Here is an 18,006-nt window from a genome sequence, read left to right on the forward strand (position 1 = left end):
TGCCACAGGTACGCCGGAAAGTCACCTCATGGGCAGCTCATGGCTGAAGATGTCCTCCACCGTTGGCGCGAGAAACTCAAAGCCATGATCGAAAAGCACGTCTGGATACACGCGTTGGCTCGCAAGCATCGTTTCACGCCCCATCTGCCCTGCGACCAGCATCAACACCGGGCGCGGCACCGCCAAGAAGGCGCGCCGCCCCACGTGCTCGGCCAACAGTTTGTTCCACGCCTTGTTTGGCACCGGATCCGGATTCGTCATATTCACCGGTCCTTCGACGTCGTCCTCACGTAGCAGGAAAAGCAAGGCTCGTACGTAATCGTCTCGTGCGATCGTCGACATCCAGCCCGTCCCATCACCGAGCTGGGCTCCCAATCCCGCACGGTAGGGATGCTGCAGCAAGCCCAGCATCCCGCCGTCCTGGCCCATGACCAAGCCGGTACGCACCACGACCGTCCTGATGCCCATGCCCGACGCCGGTCCGGCGGTTTCCTCCCACGCCCGGCACAGCTCCGCGAGGAACCCCTCGCCACTCGCGCTACCTTCGGACAGATACTCCCCCGCCCGATCGGCGCCGTAGTAACCAATCGCCGATCCCGAAATGAATACCTTCGGCTTGTGATTAGCCTTGGCGAAGGCGCTCACCAACGTCGTCACCGAATCGATGCGAGAATCCCACAAGACCTTTTTATACGACGGCGTCCACGGCCGCGACAGCAAACCCGCCCCGTTGAGACAGATGACGCCGTACGCGCCGGCCAAGACGGCGTCGTCAATCGTCCCGGCTGAGGGATCCCACAGGAAGTCCTCAACACCGTCAACGGCAGTCGCGTCCGCCGACCGAACGAGCCGACGCACACGGTAGCCAGCACTGAGCGCGGCCTCAACCAGGCGCGATCCAATGAATCCGGACGCACCCGCGAGGACAAGAACGGGCGGCGTCATTTCTGCTGCTCCCGCAGCTGGCGGAACGCCTCACGGCGCAGCGCGCGATCAAGGCGGTCGATGTAGAGATGACCATCGAGATGGTCGACCTCGTGTTGAATGAGGCGCCCCCAGATCTCCCGCCCCTCGACGACGACCTTCTTCCCGTCAAGGTCGATCCCCTCTGCACGCGCATACATGGCCCGCTTCGTCGGAAACCACAGCTCCGGAACAGAGAGGCACCCTTCGGCGTCGTCCTGAAACTCCTCCTGCGAGAGCTCCACAATCACGGGGTTGAGGACGTATCCGATGTCCCCCTCGATATTCCACGAGAACGCGCGGTAGGACACGCCGATCTGGTTAGCCGCGAGACCGGCGCGCCCCTCCTCGTCGACGTTCTCAAGTAGATCCTCAACGAGTTGCTTGATGCCCGCGGTGACCTCCGTGATCGGCTCGCAGGGAGTACGCAGGACGGGGTCGCCAATGATACGGATATCGCGATAAGTCATAGCGACATTCTCTCATATCCCTCGCTCGGCGTCAGCGGCGAGCCGCAGAATCGCGAAGTTACGGGCGAGCCGCGGAATCTCGGCGCGCACGAAGACGCATCAGCCCGACACCAGCGCTCATCGCGGCCAAGCCAAGGAACGCCGCGTCCGTGGTGTCCACTCCCGTGTTGGCAAGCTTTGGCCCTTCGCCCGTCGTTTCGCCACGACCCGACTTCGCCTTCTGCTGAGGAGGCGTGGCCGACTCCGGCGTCGTCTTCGTCGTCGCCTGATTCTGCCGCGGCGCCGGCACGATCGTCATCCCGTTCGGTCCCTCACCCGGCTTGGCCGACGATTCGGCCAGGACGTTGAGCCCGGCAACCACCGTCGGCTGCTCGCCAGGAACATTCGAGGTGACGACCACGTAGTGCCTGCCCGGCCGCGTCGAGGCGCTGGTCGTGATACTCACGCGCACCCGACCCTCGGCATCGGCGCGCAGGTTATCGACGAACACCGGCTCGGAATAGAGGTACACGCGCGCATCTGCGTGAGGGGTCAGGCCCGCGAAGGTCAGCGTCACCGGCTCGCCCTGGCGTAGCGTTGCTTCCCTTGCCAAGCTCAGGCTCCCCTCCTTCAGAGCCGCCTCGATTGCGGTCGAATCGGTGTAGACCGGCCCGGTCGCCGTCGTGCACACATCGCGAAGCTCTTCGTAGGCCTCCTTGGCAGCCATAAACGCTTGCTGCGTCGAGTCGTATGTGGACCGAGCTGCCTCACGCTCGGCGCGTGCCTCCGACGCCGCCGCCACAGCACGCTCCGCCATCGCCTTCAGCTCGACGGATTCCGCCACAGCCTGTGCGTAGGCCTCATATGCTCGATAGAGCTCGGCTACCTCGGCCGCCACGTCAGCTACCGGCTTCCTCCTCTCCAGCCACGCCTGAAGGCTCAGCCCCTCGGGGGTCGCGTTGGTGGGTGGGGTCGCCTGTCCGGCATCTGCCGCCTTGCGGGCCGCGGCGCGTTCCGCCGCCTGTGCCTTGTCAAGATTCTGCTGCGCCAACTTCAGACCGGCCTGCGCATCGGTAACAGCCTGGTTGGCCTTCTCCACCGCCGCGCTCGCGCGCGCGAGCGCCGACACAGAATCATCCATGGCCGCCCGAAGCCTTGCTTCCTTGCCCTTGGCTTGGTCAAGCTCGGCCCTCCTCGTAGTAACGTTCTTCAGTGCGTTTTCATGTTCGCCAGCCTTTTCTTCCGCCGTAGCCTTCAACGGGGCAATCGCCTCGGTGGCCTGCGCGAGGCTCCCCTCCGCCTTCGCCGCGTTATCACGAGCAGCTTGCGCAACGGGGGCCTGCTGGGATTGTGCACGGCGTGCCTTGTCAACATTCTCAGCCTTCGCGACGACGTTGGCCTCAGCGGCGGCCAGATCCTGCCCCGAGTTCGGGGCCGAATTTTCCGCCGTGGCGTCGGATAGGTCGCGCAACTCCTGCTCACGCTGAGCAATCTCATTCTTGCGCTGCTCCGCTAGGGCCTGCTTGTCAGCCAACTGGCGCTGAGCCTCATCACGCTGGCGACGCGCATCCGCCGAGCCCTGCTCCACCGCTTCCTTAAGCGGCTGGTAATAGAGGTTAAAGCGTTCGATGTACTGGCCAAGAGGCATCGCCGCAGGTGCCACCGCGTTGTCCTGGCTCCAGCTCGGCATCGAGGGATTCGTATCGGAGTACCCTGCGCCGGAAGCCCCGTAGACGTCGTCGACAATGTTGAGGTAGTGGCCGATCTTCGGGAACAGATCTGGGTAAGTCTTGTAAATTTGTCCAAGACTCAAATTGTCGAGGCCAGGATACTTAGCGGTGTCAGCCCGCGCCGCTTCGTAGTCCGCTTTCTCGCTGTACCAGCGGTCCACAGCCCCCGCACCGGTAGCCTGACCCCACGCGATGTTCTCCGCGACGGGCGGTTCCTTGAGGTCGGGGTGCGAGCGCTTGACCTTGGCCACCCAGTTCGCAGCGAGCTGCGCGCGGGCCATGAGATAATCGTCCACAAGCATCGGCTTGAGGGTCTTTCCGCCACGGCCGCCCTGCGTCCTAAGCTCGTTTATGCGCTGGATGACGCTGAAAGCCTTTTCCATGTTCACCAGCGAAGTAGCATCGCTTGACGGGCCAATAATGGTGGAGTCGAGGATATTGCGATTCTCAGGCGTCGTGTAGTTCGGGGTGGTCAACACCTTGACGGCCTGCGCCGCGCTACCCGAGTTTTCAGCGGCCATCTGCTTAAAGAAGCCCAAGGAGCCTTGCTCGATCTGCTTCTTGGCGTCGGCCTTGGAACGTTCAACGAGCCTTGCGGCCTTCTCAGCCTCGGCGCGCGCGGGCGCGATTGCGGCCTCTGCAAGGCGAGCCGCCTCCTTTGCGTCGTCTACCGCCTTTTGCGCCTGCGCCTTCCTCGCTTCGGAAGCACCGCCATCAGCCTGCTTGCCGGCGGCGCGCTTGGCCTCGTCGAGCTTCTGAACTGCTACGGCGTGCTCCGCCTCGGCATTCTTGAGCGCCACCTGCAGGTCCTGGAGCTTCTTCTCTTCGGCGTCAGCCACAGCGCGTGCATCGCCGCGGGCCGCTTCCTTCTCTGCCCGATTCTTTTCCGCCTGATCGAGGGCGGCTTGGGCCGTCTCAGCCTGCTTACGTGCTTCCTCCTCGGCAGACTTGGCCTGATCGAATGCACTCTGCGCGTCAGCAACGGCCTTCTCTGCAGTCACACGGGCCTTGTCATCGGCCAGCATTTCCTTGAGCTCCGCTAGATTAGCCTGGGCGCGCTCTAGCTCGGCCTTCGTTGACGTCACCGTCGAGCTTGCCTCATCAAATGTTGCTTTAGCCTCAGCCAGCTTTGCTTGGGCCGCCTTGAGTGCATCGGCCGCTTCGTTTTCAGGTGCGGATGTATCTGTAGCGGCACCAGCCCGTTCCACGAACTTGTTATATTCTGCTTCGGCGTGAGCTTTAGCCCGAGCCGCAGCGCTATCCGCCTCCGCAACTTTCTTATTGGCCACTTCACGCTTGGCCTCGACGAGCTTGACGTTGGCATCCACACGCGCAAGCGCTGCTGAGGCCTCGCCAACCAGCACCTCTGCATTCGTCATCTGCTCGTAAGCAGCCGCTGTCTCCTCGACGGAAGTACCTGGCACGCACTGCGATGGCGCCGGCTCTGCATTACGAGCCGGATCGTCGTTCGTTGTCGGCTTTTCATCCGCGGCAAGCGCCGTCGTCGACGGCATCAGCATCGCGACACCAGCCGCAGTTGCGAAGAACGTCTTACTCTTAGTATTTGCCATGTCGAATTCCCATCGGTTCAATGATTGGCCTGCTGACAACGTCATTCCGACATCCATGCTACAGAAAAGCGGCCTGCGTTCGCGATGCAAATGTGGCGATCGAGACACGAAACACCCCGGCGCTTCTCTCTCTTCGCTGCGCAACACCATATACTTCGTCACCTGCTCGCTCCGACCCCTTGGGCCGGCTCCCGCCACCCTCTCGCAGCCCCCGTCGCACTGCTCTCGCCGCCCCCTTCACCCGCGCTGTACCAACATGGGCGCGCCCCTATTAAATTGTCCGATTTTACTACAGCGCCGATCAGCTTAATGGCGCGCGGACACCCCCAACGAGAATCCGGAGCCCCGACTGCCCTATTGGCCTCAGACGACCCAGCCGGAAGCATAACGAAAACCCCGATATCTAGTCTCTCACCTAGTTATCGGGGCGGGTGTGGCTCCCGCGGTTGGACTCGAACCAACAACCCTTCGATTAACAGTCGAATGCTCTGCCATTGAGCTACGCGGGAAGGCGACGGGTAATACTTTAATCAGAAGTCGGCCGAAAAGGGAAATCGAATCGGCACTTTTTCATCCATTGTGTGTTTCTACACACACGGCCCCGAAACGGCGTGTCAGCTCCCACTCTTGGGTGGACGCAGATTCGCGCGATGCACCAACGAAGCCCCCGCGCGTACCTCGTGCACCCGCCGGCACGTTTCGACTAGTCGAGACCCACTGCTTCACGCAGCTCGCCTTCGAAAACATCGAGCGCGACGCGGTCGGCTTCGCTGATATCCGAGTCGATAATGATCTGGGTGAAGAGGGACTCGTCTGGGTTGCGCCGCACTTGCCCCCGTGCCACGGCCCCGCTGGGAAGTTCGGTGACCTGGGTATAAACAATTGACCGCTCTATGCGCTCTCGAATCATCATGAGCGCTAGTCCGTCAGCTTCGCGCGGGATCAAGAATTTCAGTGACGCCACCCGTGGGTCGACGAAGCTCAGCGACATTGTGTTCGTGTCGTCATCCCATGCCCCCGCTTCGAAGTCGGACCACATGTGAATCTGCCGTTTGCCTTCAGACGGCACGACGGCAAAGTACCCATCCCAGCCAGCAATCCATGTCCCATCAGAGACAGGTTCGATGGGTGTGGCGGCCGCCGGCATGCGCCCGGATTCATCGGCGAGGTGTTTGGGCAGCCTAGAGCGGCCAAACATTGACGACCTCCATCGAAGGCTTGGCCACGAGCGCGGCGGCGTCGGAAAGATTCTGCGCAGCGAAGTAGCCCATGACGAAGAGGATCAGCCCGCCGACGATCGCCAGCACCAGGTTGCGCTTTTGTGCGCGACGGAGTTGGTTCATTTCGTCTTCGGTGAGCCCGAATTTGTTGGTTCCCGGCGCTTCGGCGGGTTCTTCTGGTCGATTGCCGTCGATTGACATCGGCCTTCCTTCCACTATTGGCACGTATGTGCTCAAGCCTAGTGGAACGACGCCGTCACTAGCGATTCGCCGTCAGCACCGCCTCTGCTTCGATAGCAGTAATCGGCGTGGAAGACGTTGTGGTGACAGCAGATCCGGGAACGGGGTACCACTCATTGCTTCCTATTGCTCTGATGGATACCTGCCAGCCGATATTGACGCTGGGGACAAATTGGCCCGGCCGCTCATATCGCGCCTTCGCGTTACCGTCAGGGTATTTCCCTCCCGCGTCTGTGGTAGTAAAGGAGGAACCGTCTCCTTGGTGCCATTCGAAAGTCACTGGCGTGAAGCGCAGTTCGAGGGGCGTATTGAGGACGGTGACTGTGCCTGTGTATGCAACTGCAGTGGAGTGAAAGTAAACGTCCTTGTTGATGATGATTTCAGGCGAGGCCGGCTGGATTTCAAAAGCACCCCCATCGATGAGCGACTGGGCATGGTCGTGAACGTAAAGTCCGAGGTCCGCGATTGTCATCTGCGGTTGTGCTACTTCTCTTGCCTCATCCTGCGCCATAGTTTTTGTGCGATTCTCGCAGTATTCCGCGAGTGGGCCTGACATCCGGCTAACCTCATAATAAGCGGTGCCGCTGTTCGAGCCGAAATATGAATTGCACATCTGATCGGGTGTCAGTTTCGCCAGCGCGTCGAGTACCTGGCCGCGCGACTTCGCCGGCGCTTTCGCTTGAGAGACTGGCTTAGCGTGTTTACCCCTGACAGGCACTCGTGTCGATGGTTCGCCCCCGACTCGACTTTCTGCGCTGATACTAACTTCTCTGCCACTGACTCCAACTGACCAGTCGCCTACAGTAGCATCGTCGAAACCGTTGGTCGCAAAGGGCAAAAGAAGGGCGATGAGAGCTACGATTTTCTTCATGGCAGTTTCTCTTTGCCAAAATAGGTTGATTCGATGATGTCAAAAGACCTAACGAGTAGTTTTCCCGTTTCCTCTTTGATGCCAATGACTAGTGTGTTTTTCCCAGCTTCAAATCGCTTGTCACCTTTGGGTGTGTGGTAAACCATTTCGCCACGCTCAATTAAGAAATCGATTCGATAGTCAACATCACCAGTTGAATAGAACGTGGCGGTATCAAGGATCCCGAGCTTCGTTTCCGACCACGCACCGGTCTTGTTGTCGTTGACCGCGGCGTTGAGGACCTTTTGGCAGTATTTGCATTCCGGGTGGGCATATTTTTCCCATAGCTCGGTCTTACTCGTTGCTTTTACGTACGCATAGAGATGAAAGTAGAATTTCGCGAGTTCATAGGCACTGTCTATATCAGTCCCCGTCAGCGCTGGTTCCTTTGGCGGGTCCAGCTGCGGGCGAGGAGGCAACGTATAGGAGGATGTTGGGCTAATACTCTGCGCCGCCGATGGCATGGTCACGGTAGTAGGCGAACTGCCCGAACATGCTGACAGCCCAAGCACAATTCCTGCGAGAGCCCCTGCTAAAAGTCTGCGCGTATTCATACAGAACAACTTAGCTCCATAAAGCTTGCAGTCGTCCACGTTTTCCACAGAAAAGTGGCCGGGGAACATACAGGCTTCCCGGCCACTCCTCAGACCTCTAGATACAGTCGCTTATCTACACAGCGTACGCACACCGATTTGACTAGGATCCACATCAGACGGTCCAAAATGAGAGCTATTTTATTGAGGAAGAACCACAATTCTTCCATCGGCGACTTGCATGACTTCGATAGGCCATTCGTATACTTCAGTAAGCAGTTCTCCCGTAAGGACATCCTGCGGAGCTCCTACGCGCACAACATTGCCACCAGACAATAAAGCCACACGATCACAGTGAGTTCCAGCGAGTTGCAAATCATGCATCACCACGATCACCGCATGCCCATCTTCTGCTAGTTTCCGACACACGTGCATCGTTCGTTCTTGATGGGAAATATCCAAGGCCGCCGTCGGTTCATCGAGGAAAACCACCCCAGCTTGCTGAGCTAAGACACGGGCAAAAGTCACTCGAGCCTTCTCTCCACCAGATATACGAGTGACATCACGATCGTCATAGCCAGTAACGTCGGTTTTTGCCATAGCTTCATCGATGACGACGTCGTCAGTCGCCTTATCTGTGTCCCAACAATGTCTTCCCATCGCAACAATATCTCGGACCACATAGGAAAAAGGGAATTCATTGCTCTGAGGCATCACCGAACGCGTCCGTGCCAACTGTTTACGGCTGTGCGCTGTGAGCGCGACACCGCCGTATTCTACGGTTCCTGTCTGATTGGCGAGGTCACCAGCCATAACCGCCATCAATGTCGATTTTCCCGCGCCGTTCGGCCCCAACAAACCGACCACTTCTCCGAACGAGACATCTAGGGAAACGCTAGACAGAATAGATCTTTGTCCATACGAAAAGCTCACATCATGAGCGCTCACTGCATATGGCTCACAACTACCCATAACAACTTCTCTCCTCACTATTTTCCCTACTTGCCCACGCGTAAACGAGTGCGTAATAAGATAAAGAAGGTCGGGCCGCCAACTAAGGCGGTGAAAATACCGATAGGAAGGTCCGCAAACGGGATAAGTGTGCGTGCCGCAAGATCCGAAATCGTAATCAGCACCGCCCCAGCGAACATAGAGGCTGGAATCAGATACCGATTGCGAGGCCCCAATGCCAAGCGCATGACATGAGGAACGATCAGTCCTACGAATGCGATAACTCCAGCGTGAGAGACTGCTGCAGCTGTCAGCAAAGTGGATAGCAAAATGGCAACTAGTCGTAACCTGCCAACGTTGACGCCTACGTGACCGGCTGCCTGCTCACCCAGCGATAGAGTATCTAACTTCTCCGCTAATGTATGGGCACAAACAATTCCACTAACAACAATCACTGCGACGATCCACACATGCTTCCACACCGTGCCGTTGAGTGATCCCATTTGCCAAAAAACGATATGGTCGCGAACCGTAACCGGGGCGAGATACGTTGCTATTGACGCCAATGCAGTACACACCGCGGTGACGGCAATACCGGTTAAAACTAAAACGATCACGTCAGCTTTGCCGCCATTTCTCGCCAAAATATAAACCAGTGTTGCTGCACCTAACCCAGACAAAAACGCAGCCATCGGCACCGAAAAACCGCCCAATGCGTGTGGCGCATAGACCAAAGCCAAAGCAGCCCCCACAGACGCTCCCGAAGACACTCCGATGATTCCTGGTTCTGCCAGTGGGTTAGAAAACACCGCCTGCATGAGTGCGCCTGCGACTGCGAGCCCAGCCCCGACGAGTATTCCCAACATTATCCGAGGAAAACGTATGTTCCACAACGTTGAAAAAGCTGTTGGATCATCCGGATAAGAGGTAAGACTGAGGGGCCCCAATATCGAGCGGTAAACGTCGCCGACGCTCACGTGGTACTGACCGAGCAGCGCAGAAACTAGAGTTGATACAAAAAGGACAACAATGACACTGATGAATACGACAAGAATCCGAAGACGGCGTCGGGCAGAAGAAACAGTATTTACTTTCATTCGCTTATACGTTTACTCAGAGACACCGTAGAGTGCTCGTGCGACGGCCAACAATGTCTGGGCAGTTTGTGGACCGAAAGACAACGATAAACCATCTGGGATTGCGATAACGCGCTGATTCTGTCCGGCTCGTGTTTGGGCGACGCCTGGGCGGGCGAGCAAGCCCTGAAGACCATCAGTCGATTCAAGACCACCGCTCATCGTAAATATGACTTCGGGATTCAGCTTTGCCAAGGCTTCGGCATTTGCTGGCGTGACTCCGTTAATGCCTTGTTCAGTGGCGAGGTCCTTTGCTCCTACAGCACGTATAAGTGCGGTGGCTCCCTCTTTCTGTCCGAGGATGAAGAAGACACCCCCTGTACCACGCACGTACAAAAATGCGCCCTCAATCGGCTCAGCTGGAACCCATGTTTTGATTTTCTCTAATGCTTCCTGGGTTTCTTTTTCAGTTCGCTGAGCTAGAGCACGACCAGCGTCCTCAGAGCCGAGAGCTTGCGCTACAGATGTTATCAGCGCCGTATTCTTATCAATTCCACGCGCGGGATCTACAAAGACGACTGGTATTCCTGCAGCTTTGAGCTGGTCCACGGCCTCCGTCGGACCAATGCTTCGATCCATAATGATGACGGATGGTTTTAATCCAAGAATGGCTTCAACATTGAGGGTATGCCCGTTTTGGGTGACAACGGGCACGTGTGCAAGTTGCTTTTCAGTCGACGATACCGTTCGGCCTACGATGCTGTTGCCATATCCGAGTGCGATGACCGTTCTGGTCAACGTCCCTTCCAAATCCATGGCCAAGATTCTTGAAGTGTCTGAAACAGTGACCTTATTTCCCTCAAAATCAGTGACCGACACTGGCAGGGTCTGTGGAAACTTTTCTTTCAGAGGTTCGGGGTCTGCGATGTCGGGAACAACGGTCAGTCCCTTGAGCTGATGCGGGTTGGGTAGGGCTACCGTATTTGTGTGTGGGCTTTCAATCGTTTCAGGATGTGCCTTACTCGATATCGCATCTTGGCTCTGAGGATGCTGCGGTACTGAGCATCCAGCTATTGCGATTGCGAAGACCAGCATTAACACAAATTTTTTGGACTTCATCTTTCCTCACATCAAGGTTGGTGCGGAGCGCAACGTATGTTACGCTCCGCACCCGATTTTCAAATTGACTTGGCTTTATGCCATCACCATAGGCGATTCATCGCATATGGATCATTCTTTGATTGCACTATCGAGTTCACGACGACGAGATACAACCAATCCCGTACCTACGACCAGCATCGTGAGCGCGGCAAGAATGATTGCCGGCAATTCGGCTCCGGTATGAGCCAGCTTCTTGCCGAACGCGTCAAACTCAACGAGCTCGCCAGTCTTAGGATCACAGGATGTCGCTGGGACGAGAGTCGCCGTACCAGATAGAGGAGCAAGCGCTTCACCAGCCTTGTAGAAACCGGCGAAGGCCTTAGCGCCAGCTGCCGTGAGAGTCACGGACGAAGCACTGAAACTCAACGCCTTGTCGGTTGCAGAGAGTTTGTTGATTGCAGCATTAGCGAAGTGAACACGACCAAGGTCGAACTTGTTTCCGCTCATATCTGATCCGACGACGTTCATGTACAGCGCCCCGGTGTTGCCCTTGATCTCCAAAGACGGACGTGAGATCGTCAAATCAAGAACTCCGTCGTGCCCGGTGAAATGAACAGATCCACTGTAGTAGACAGTTCCAGCCTTGGTTTGTGTGTTGAAAGTGCCACCGGAGGCGGGGAAATTGAAGTTGCTTCCATCCCAGCTGGCTCCATTCAGATCCCACTTACCGTGTGCGATTGCGCCACGGATATACGTGGTGAAGGACGAACGTAGTCCCCAATTTAGGGTTCCTTGTGTAATGCGCTTCTTGTGGGGATCAACCACGCACTGCTTGGCCGTCGTCTTACCCCCAGCAGTGTTGTCCCCCTTCGGGGCCTCTGCGCGCGAAGTGTTGGTGTCTGCCTTGTCCTTCGGCGCCGACTGCTCGTCTTTCTTAGACTTGTCTGCATCGTTTGCCTTAACGGCGGTGGCAGAAATGGTAATCGGATCCAGTTCTTGGCCTACCTGGTAGAAGTTTGCAAAGCTATTTGCGCCTTCTGCAGTGAGTTTGACAGTGTTGAAACGGATCGTCTGATCACCATTCGATCCGGAGATTTCCGGCTCACCCAATGTTGCCAGTGTGACACGCTTGGTAACGATCTTCGACTTGTCCATCGTGATCTTCCCGGCCAGCACATCAGCAATCTTGGATTTATCAAATGGGTTGACGGCGACTGTCACGACCAGCTCCCACCCAGAATTACCCTTGTGAACGGTGGGCTGCTCGATCGCAAGATCGAGGAGGCCGTGGTGCGCAGTGAAATGAACCTTTCCGGCAAAGTCGAGGTTCTCGAATTTATCTACGGTGAATTGCTTCGGATCCTTCAGCGGGAACGTGAAAGTCCCTGTTGCACCATCAGAAAGATCCCACTTGCCTTGAGCGAAATCACCTGAGACATAGTTACGGAAGCTTTCTTTGAGACCCCAGTTCAGCCCAATCATGCGGTCAGTCTTAGACTCAGTACCAGCGGGAGCCTGCTCTTTCTTGGCGTCCGGTTTCGCAGCATTACGCTTGGCCTGCTGGTCTGCGATTTCCTTTTCAGACTTCAGGTAAGTGGCTTTGAGAGCCTCAGCCTTTTTGACGAGCTCCTGAAGACCTTTCTCACGATCAGCCGTCGACTTTTCGTCGTGAGGCTTAGCCTTTAGTTCGACTTTTTCCAGTGGCTCCCCGTTATCGTTGAGCTTCGGGAAATTTCGGATGATTTGTTTATATTCCTCCAGCGGCTTCCATGTTGTAAAGGGGTTGCCGGTGACGTCGAGTGACTCCAGTTTTTTAAGAAGCGGACCATCAACGAGCTGCGTCGCATCCGTAAGCTTGTTCCCCTTCAGATTCAGTTTTTCGACAACTTTTTCTGACTTTGCCAGAGTACCAAGATCTGAAATCTGGTTGAAGGAAAGATCTGCTTCGAGAGCAACAGGCGCGACATCCTTGTACTTGCTCAGATCGCTAATCTTGTTATGCGAAAGCGTAAGGGTATCCAGCGCACCGTCAAGCTTTGCTTGCACTGGAAGCTGGGTTATATCCGAAATGAGATTGTAATCGAGCTCGAGCCTGTACAGCTTAGGCATGTTCTGCACCGCAGAGATATCCTTCAACAAATTATGTTGCGCTTTGAGCTCTTCAACATTTTTCAACCCTTTTAAGCTGTGAAGATCCGTCAGATAATTACTACGGACATCGATTCGAGCAAGCTTGTGTGCTTGGGCAAGAGGAGAAAGATCCGTGATCTCGTTGCGGAAGAAATTGACCGACTCCAAGTTAATTGCGTATTGGAGGCCTTCCAAACTCTTGATATTGTGCACCTGACAGTTTAATACCCGAACTCCCTCGAGGTCAGTGTTAGTGATTGGCATCTCGCTCTTGATGTCGAACTGCTCGTGAATACACTTCCTAAGGCCCTCGTCAGGCAAGCGAACTTCTTTTGTGGGATTTCCGCTGTAGGCAGGTCCTGGTTTCGCCGTTGGATCAGGGAACACCTTAGGGAAAATCTTCCACAAGACTGGCTGTGGCGCTTTTTGGCCCTTCTTCAACGGCACAGTTGCCACGAAAGGAGCTCCTTCTTCTCCCTTATAGAAACCGACCAAAGAGCTTACTTTGTCATTTAGGATCGTTTTAGCCGAAGAAATGACCGCGTAGTCTCCACGATCTTCTATTTTCAGATCTTCAAGGCTAGCAACCGCAGTTTGTTTGAACTCAACGACGCCGGCCTTCGCCATGGTTCCCTTGGTGTAGCCGTCGACAAGGATTTGCTTCTTCTCGAAATCAATTGTCGGATTAGCGATCCACACATCAAGTATGCCGCCGTACTTACGCCAAGACACTTTGCCATCGAAATGGAGCTGGCCCTTTGCACCGCCGAGGTCTAGCTTCTGCCCGGCTCGCGCCTTCCACATGAGATGCGACTTGGGCTCGAGAAGCTGTACACCTCCCTCTAACCGTTCGCCTTCTTCGACACCTTTCTCCCACGATGTGCCCACGTATTCACGGAAAGAACGACGAAAATCCCAATTTGCATAGGTATCAGCAACTTCGACTTCTTTATTCTGGGCTTTGGACACCGGCTGCCCTACCTTGTCGGCAGCAAAAGCCGGAACGCAGCTACCTGCAACCAAGCTCAATGCAAGGGTTGCGGCTGCCGCTATTCGTTTCATGGGTCCCCCCATAGATTTTCCTCCTAGACGAAAGGAACGATTTAGAACCTCTAGTTAGGCCACCCTTAGTAAGGGCGCCCTAACTCCTCAATGTTCACAGATAACCCCAGGTGAGCACTAGGACGAAGGGTGTATATGTGCTACATACCACAACGTCACACCAAAGATCCACACCCACCCCAAAAACAAGCCGGCATCGCGACACATTGAAGCGTAAACACCCACGTTACGCTACACCGACTCTTTTTAGCTTTCGTTTGCCTGCCTGATCAGCATACTTAGCGCGACACGATCAACACTACACGTAATTCTTTTGCGACACTTAGTCACCTAAATGCCAAATAGAATACGGTGAACACCCGTGATTGACGTCTCCCTCTCCCAAGATACCTACGAGCTAGTTTGAGGATTTTATAAGGTGCGGTATTTCGAGGCTTTTGAGCTGCGGCGGGCCCAGAGACGGCTTGGCTGATTTCGCTCTCCAACAGTTCTATTTATGCCGTACTCTCCCAGGCGGCTTTCCCAAAACCGCATGAAGGTGTTTGGCGCTGTATTAATGTGCAACGGATCAATACAGCGCCAAACACCTTAATATAGCGCGCGCTGACGGCAGCCGCTGGGACTGCGCGGGCGCAAGCGCGGGCCCGTCCGACCATTCCCAAGCCCCAGCAACCAACAACCCCGGAATCGCCCACAAACCGCCAAGCTGACTCACACGAGGCTGACAGTCGTCGCTATACCGAAAATTGACGACAATGCCACCCCACAAATCGCACACGCGCTAATAGACCGGATTGGGAAATATTGTTATTGTCACGGGCAAATCAAGCCAAAGCGATGCGCTCAACAAAGACGTTGCATGACGTGCACGAGCACGAATTAAACGTCGCCAAGAGCGTTGACTACGGCAAGCAAGGCAGCAACATCCACTGCCAACACGAAGAGGAGATGAGTGCCCCCACCAGGACTTGAACCCGGGACCAAAGAATTATGAGTTCCCTGCTCTAACCATCTGAGCTATGGGGGCTTGCGCGATTAGTGTACCAGCGCAGGGCACTAAAATGACATTCCATTCGACGGCAATACCGAACCAAATGGATTGGCTGCACGGAAAGTACACACCTGACACAACTCACCATCGCTGGCTGGGTGACGAGCCCCACACCGTCCGCATCGCTTACTTTCCACGATGCCGATCCGGCGGCGCGGCTCGTCAAGCAGATCCGCGAGCCTCGTCGGGCCCTGCACCCACATTGCGTCCACCGGGCATAGGCGGACACACGCCTGCTCGCCTCGGCAGCTGTCGGCAGATTGCCAGAGAACCGACCCACCGGCGTCGTGAACGAGTTCGAGCGCGGAGTGGGGACACGCCTGGACGCATACACCGCAGGCGGTGCAGCCCGTGGTAGCCAGCTGGACACCGCCGAGTTTCGATTCGATTCCCTCACCGCGGCGAATCAGGCCGCGGGCGGTGAGAAGCTCGATCGAGGCGAGCGTTCGCGCCGTGTCGTCAGCCTTGAGCGAGTACGGCGGGGTGTCGCGCAGACCAAGGCCAAGGAGCACTCGGCGAGGAATCGTCACGTGACCGAGGCGCAGCGGTTCAGGTCCGGTAAGGAGGGGCCTCTTGCGCGGTCCGAGAAAGTCAACCAGACTGGGCGTCAGCGACTGCCATCGCTTGACCTGGGCATATACCTCGTTGCCGGCGCGGCTACAGGGTGCTACGGCGACGCGTTCTATCCCCAGCGCAAGGAGCTGTGCAACGACGCCGATCGAGGCACCGTCCAAACATCCCCGCCACACAACCGCCTGACGGCGCCTGCCCAGGCGCGGTACGGGTGTGTGTTCGCAACACAGTACAACCTCAGAAGGAAGATCGTGTGCATGCAGCCAACGCAGCAGTGCCGAGACGTCGTCACTCATGGCCGGCCGTGAATTCCTCAAGGTTGGCCAGCGTGGCACGCGTCAGCTGTACCAGAGCACGGATCACGCTCGTCGCGTTCTCTTCGAGGCAGCCCAGCAGGTCTGAGATGAAACGATCGAGGTGCCCCTCCCGGAAATGCCACACCTGCTCGAGTCCGGAATCTTCCTGAGTGCCAAGCACGAGATGTGCCAGAAAGCCTAACTCCACGGCGACGTGATCGCGTGGGAGCGTTGCCATCTTGGGTGACGAGTATCCCTCTTCCCGATACGAGCGTGCGAGTTCCTGAGACAGCGGCAATGGATCGACACCAAGGTAGTGTGACTCAGCCATCGGCACAATTCCTCCTGGGCCGATCAGCGTAGCAAACTCGGACTTGAGGCAGCCCATATCACTCGCCTTGCCCATCTGGGCCAACGCCTCGAGGGATGCTTCATCACGCACCGGCCACGTGGCGGCCATCGCCGGATCGACGAAACGTGCCACGACGTCCTGGCTCGGGGCCTCAGCATACAAACGGGCAAGCGCGAATAGAGCCGTGGCTAGCTGAACCCCGCGCAACTTTGATGCGGGAAGGTTGTCCTGCCACGACGTCGTCTCCATGTCTCCTGTCAAAGTCATTGCTCCACTCTACAATGCCTCCCCCTCCGTCTCGGAAAATGTCACTGTAGGCGGTTAAGATCGCCCTATGGAGTTTTTCGGTATCTCAGGCGGGGAATTTATGATCATCCTCGTCGTGGCGGTGATTGTGCTCGGGCCCGAGGCGATCACTGGCGCCCTACGCGGATTCCGAACGGTCGTGGACGCGGCGAAAAGCTTCTCTGCGCGCGTTCGCGAAGAAACGACGGCGGACCTGCACGGACTTTCGGATGTTGATCTCTCCGCATTAGACATGCGCGGTCTCGACCCGCGGCAAGTCATCCGCGAAGCTGTCCACGAAGAAATGCAAGCGTGGGCACAGCAGACAAGCGCTCTGAACCAGAAAAAGAAATGACCCATCACCACTCGGCCTGGCCGAGAAAGGAATCCTCATGAAGCCTTGGCACATCATTGTCCTTCTCGTCGTTATCCTCATCATTTTCGGAACGGCAAAGCTGCCCGATATCGCGCGCTCGCTTGGCCAATCGGCAAAGGTTTTGAAGAAGGAACTGCGCGAACTCAACGAGGACGATCCTCAGCAGCTCCCGCCGTCACAAGCCACTCCGGCCCAGCAGCCAGAACAGCCCTACGTAGGAGGCGTTCAGCCTAGCGGGTATCAGCCTGGCTCGCAGATTCCCGGCCAGCAGATTCCCCAGCAGCCTTACCCGCAAAATCCGCAGCAGTTCTCCCAGGGTGGCCAGCCCTCCGGTGACGCGAACGGCACCCCCCAGAATCAGTGAGCGGGCGTCGGCATTCCAACCCCGAAGGGAACATGCCCATTCGCGCCCACCTGCGCGAGTTACGCAAGCGGCTGCTCCTCTCGGTCCTCGGCATCCTCATCGGGGCCGTCGCCGGCTGGTACCTCTATGACCAGGCGATGGAGTTCATTTCGAAACCCCTGACGCAGGTCACCAAGCAAGAGGCGATCCTCAACTTCGATACCATCGGCGCAGCTTTTGATCTCAAGCTTCGGGTGGCCTTCTGGATCGGCACGATTCTGGCGAGTCCCTGGTGGGTCTACCAGATGTTTGCGTTCATATCCCCGGGGCTGAAGAGGCGCGAAAAGGTGCACGTCCTCGCCTTCGGAGCCGTGGGCGTACTCCTGTTTGGAGCCGGCGTGTACTCTGGTCTGCGTATGGCTCCGCTTGCCGTGGAAATTCTCACCAGTTTCAATCCGGAGAACTCGGCGAGCTTCCTCCGTGCCACGACGTACATCACTTTCTACATGCGCCTCGTCTTGGCGTTCGGAGTGTCCTTCTTATTGCCAGAGATCCTCGTCGTGCTCAACTTCCTTGGGATCCTCGGATGGAAGTCCATGTTGCGTAACTGGCGCTGGGCGGTGGTATCCTGCTTCGTCTTTGCCGCGATCGCCAACCCACTGCCCTCGCCCTGGCCTATGACTTTCCAGGCCCTCGGACTCATCGCCCTCTACCTCGTGGCTGTCCTCGTCGCGTATATCCACGACAGGCGCCACGATAAAATGTCCAAGAACCGCGAACTAGTAAAGGAGTAG

16 protein-coding genes and 2 tRNA genes are annotated in these 18,006 nt (G+C 56.8%); 3 read left to right on the top strand and 15 right to left on the bottom strand.

From position 1 onward, the window contains the following. Positions 1–21 precede the first annotated feature (21 nt). The 15 genes from HLG82_RS05605 to HLG82_RS05675 form a co-directional block, all read right to left on the bottom strand. Positions 22–945 (bottom strand): TIGR01777 family oxidoreductase, encoded by a 924-nt coding sequence (locus HLG82_RS05605; RefSeq protein WP_193325908.1) that lies wholly within the window; start codon positions 943–945, stop codon positions 22–24. Continuing rightward, positions 942–1,433: a peptide deformylase gene (gene def, locus HLG82_RS05610; protein WP_193325909.1), complete on the bottom strand. Its 492-nt coding sequence runs from the start codon at positions 1,431–1,433 to the stop codon at positions 942–944. Before def ends, HLG82_RS05605 begins: the two co-directional genes overlap by 4 nt. Before the next feature lie 58 nt (positions 1,434–1,491). Then, positions 1,492–4,713, bottom strand: a complete 3,222-nt coding sequence (locus tag HLG82_RS05615; protein WP_193325910.1) for a CAP domain-containing protein — start codon at positions 4,711–4,713, stop codon at positions 1,492–1,494. A gap of 434 nt (positions 4,714–5,147) precedes the next feature. After that, a tRNA-Asn gene (locus HLG82_RS05620) sits at positions 5,148–5,222 on the bottom strand. A gap of 194 nt (positions 5,223–5,416) precedes the next feature. Next, positions 5,417–5,911 carry a hypothetical protein gene (locus HLG82_RS05625; protein ID WP_193325911.1) on the bottom strand — a complete coding sequence of 165 codons (495 nt, stop codon included), beginning with the start codon at positions 5,909–5,911 and terminating at the stop codon, positions 5,417–5,419. Next, positions 5,895–6,134 (bottom strand): hypothetical protein, encoded by a 240-nt coding sequence (locus HLG82_RS05630; RefSeq protein ID WP_193325912.1) that lies wholly within the window; start codon positions 6,132–6,134, stop codon positions 5,895–5,897. Before HLG82_RS05630 ends, HLG82_RS05625 begins: the two co-directional genes overlap by 17 nt. Before the next feature lie 58 nt (positions 6,135–6,192). Next, the gene (locus HLG82_RS05635) at positions 6,193–7,044 is read right to left on the bottom strand and encodes a hypothetical protein (protein ID WP_193325913.1); all 852 of its coding nucleotides are present in this window, start codon (positions 7,042–7,044) and stop codon (positions 6,193–6,195) included. Then, positions 7,041–7,553 (bottom strand): DUF6318 family protein, encoded by a 513-nt coding sequence (locus HLG82_RS05640; RefSeq protein WP_193325914.1) that lies wholly within the window; start codon positions 7,551–7,553, stop codon positions 7,041–7,043. The genes HLG82_RS05635 and HLG82_RS05640 overlap by 4 nt, the downstream gene beginning before the upstream one ends. Positions 7,554–7,817: 264 nt before the next feature. Next, the gene (locus HLG82_RS05645) at positions 7,818–8,564 is read right to left on the bottom strand and encodes a heme ABC transporter ATP-binding protein (protein WP_255313828.1); all 747 of its coding nucleotides are present in this window, start codon (positions 8,562–8,564) and stop codon (positions 7,818–7,820) included. 50 nt (positions 8,565–8,614) lie between these two features. Continuing rightward, a complete protein-coding gene (locus tag HLG82_RS05650; RefSeq protein ID WP_193325915.1) occupies positions 8,615–9,664 on the bottom strand; it encodes a FecCD family ABC transporter permease in 1,050 nt (349 codons plus the stop codon). A 12-nt stretch (positions 9,665–9,676) separates the two neighbouring features. Then, complete coding sequence (locus tag HLG82_RS05655) at positions 9,677–10,762, bottom strand: heme/hemin ABC transporter substrate-binding protein (RefSeq protein WP_193325916.1); 1,086 nt, start codon at positions 10,760–10,762, stop codon at positions 9,677–9,679. Between the two features lie 111 nt (positions 10,763–10,873). Further along, positions 10,874–13,936 carry an HtaA domain-containing protein gene (locus HLG82_RS05660; RefSeq protein WP_193325917.1) on the bottom strand — a complete coding sequence of 1,021 codons (3,063 nt, stop codon included), beginning with the start codon at positions 13,934–13,936 and terminating at the stop codon, positions 10,874–10,876. 953 nt (positions 13,937–14,889) lie between these two features. Continuing rightward, positions 14,890–14,963, bottom strand: a tRNA-Ile gene (locus HLG82_RS05665). Between the two features lie 29 nt (positions 14,964–14,992). Next, positions 14,993–15,856 (bottom strand): 4Fe-4S dicluster domain-containing protein, encoded by an 864-nt coding sequence (locus HLG82_RS05670; protein ID WP_193325918.1) that lies wholly within the window; start codon positions 15,854–15,856, stop codon positions 14,993–14,995. Beyond that, positions 15,849–16,475 (bottom strand): TorD/DmsD family molecular chaperone, encoded by a 627-nt coding sequence (locus tag HLG82_RS05675; protein WP_193325919.1) that lies wholly within the window; start codon positions 16,473–16,475, stop codon positions 15,849–15,851. The genes HLG82_RS05670 and HLG82_RS05675 overlap by 8 nt, the downstream gene beginning before the upstream one ends. Positions 16,476–16,542: 67 nt before the next feature. Here HLG82_RS05675 and HLG82_RS05680 point away from each other — a divergent pair, with 67 nt between their 5' ends. Genes HLG82_RS05680 through tatC form a run of 3 tightly spaced genes read left to right on the top strand, consistent with a single transcriptional unit; the run spans position 16,543 to position 18,006 of the window. Further along, entirely contained in the window at positions 16,543–16,848 is a 306-nt protein-coding gene (locus HLG82_RS05680) for a twin-arginine translocase TatA/TatE family subunit (protein WP_193325920.1), read from the top strand. Between the two features lie 37 nt (positions 16,849–16,885). Beyond that, positions 16,886–17,233: a Sec-independent protein translocase subunit TatA gene (gene tatA / locus HLG82_RS05685; RefSeq protein WP_193325921.1), complete on the top strand. Its 348-nt coding sequence runs from the start codon at positions 16,886–16,888 to the stop codon at positions 17,231–17,233. A gap of 32 nt (positions 17,234–17,265) precedes the next feature. Then, entirely contained in the window at positions 17,266–18,006 is a 741-nt protein-coding gene (tatC, locus tag HLG82_RS05690; protein WP_193325922.1) for a twin-arginine translocase subunit TatC, read from the top strand.

Origin of the sequence: Trueperella pecoris, assembly GCF_014926385.1 — a bacterium.
In the GTDB taxonomy this organism is placed as follows: domain Bacteria; phylum Actinomycetota; class Actinomycetes; order Actinomycetales; family Actinomycetaceae; genus Trueperella; species Trueperella pecoris.

Coding starts and splice junctions, on each gene's coding strand:
- tatC (WP_193325922.1), top strand. CDS start 17,266: ATGCCCATTCGCGCCCACCTGCGCGAGTTACGCAAGCGGCTGCTCCTC.
- HLG82_RS05670 (WP_193325918.1), bottom strand. CDS start 15,856: ATGAGTGACGACGTCTCGGCACTGCTGCGTTGGCTGCATGCACACGAT.
- HLG82_RS05675 (WP_193325919.1), bottom strand. CDS start 16,475: ATGACTTTGACAGGAGACATGGAGACGACGTCGTGGCAGGACAACCTT.
- HLG82_RS05660 (WP_193325917.1), bottom strand. CDS start 13,936: ATGAAACGAATAGCGGCAGCCGCAACCCTTGCATTGAGCTTGGTTGCA.
- HLG82_RS05615 (WP_193325910.1), bottom strand. CDS start 4,713: ATGGCAAATACTAAGAGTAAGACGTTCTTCGCAACTGCGGCTGGTGTC.
- def (WP_193325909.1), bottom strand. CDS start 1,433: ATGACTTATCGCGATATCCGTATCATTGGCGACCCCGTCCTGCGTACT.
- HLG82_RS05625 (WP_193325911.1), bottom strand. CDS start 5,911: ATGTTTGGCCGCTCTAGGCTGCCCAAACACCTCGCCGATGAATCCGGG.
- HLG82_RS05650 (WP_193325915.1), bottom strand. CDS start 9,664: ATGAAAGTAAATACTGTTTCTTCTGCCCGACGCCGTCTTCGGATTCTT.
- HLG82_RS05630 (WP_193325912.1), bottom strand. CDS start 6,134: ATGTCAATCGACGGCAATCGACCAGAAGAACCCGCCGAAGCGCCGGGA.
- HLG82_RS05655 (WP_193325916.1), bottom strand. CDS start 10,762: ATGAAGTCCAAAAAATTTGTGTTAATGCTGGTCTTCGCAATCGCAATA.
- HLG82_RS05605 (WP_193325908.1), bottom strand. CDS start 945: ATGACGCCGCCCGTTCTTGTCCTCGCGGGTGCGTCCGGATTCATTGGA.
- HLG82_RS05635 (WP_193325913.1), bottom strand. CDS start 7,044: ATGAAGAAAATCGTAGCTCTCATCGCCCTTCTTTTGCCCTTTGCGACC.
- tatA (WP_193325921.1), top strand. CDS start 16,886: ATGAAGCCTTGGCACATCATTGTCCTTCTCGTCGTTATCCTCATCATT.
- HLG82_RS05680 (WP_193325920.1), top strand. CDS start 16,543: ATGGAGTTTTTCGGTATCTCAGGCGGGGAATTTATGATCATCCTCGTC.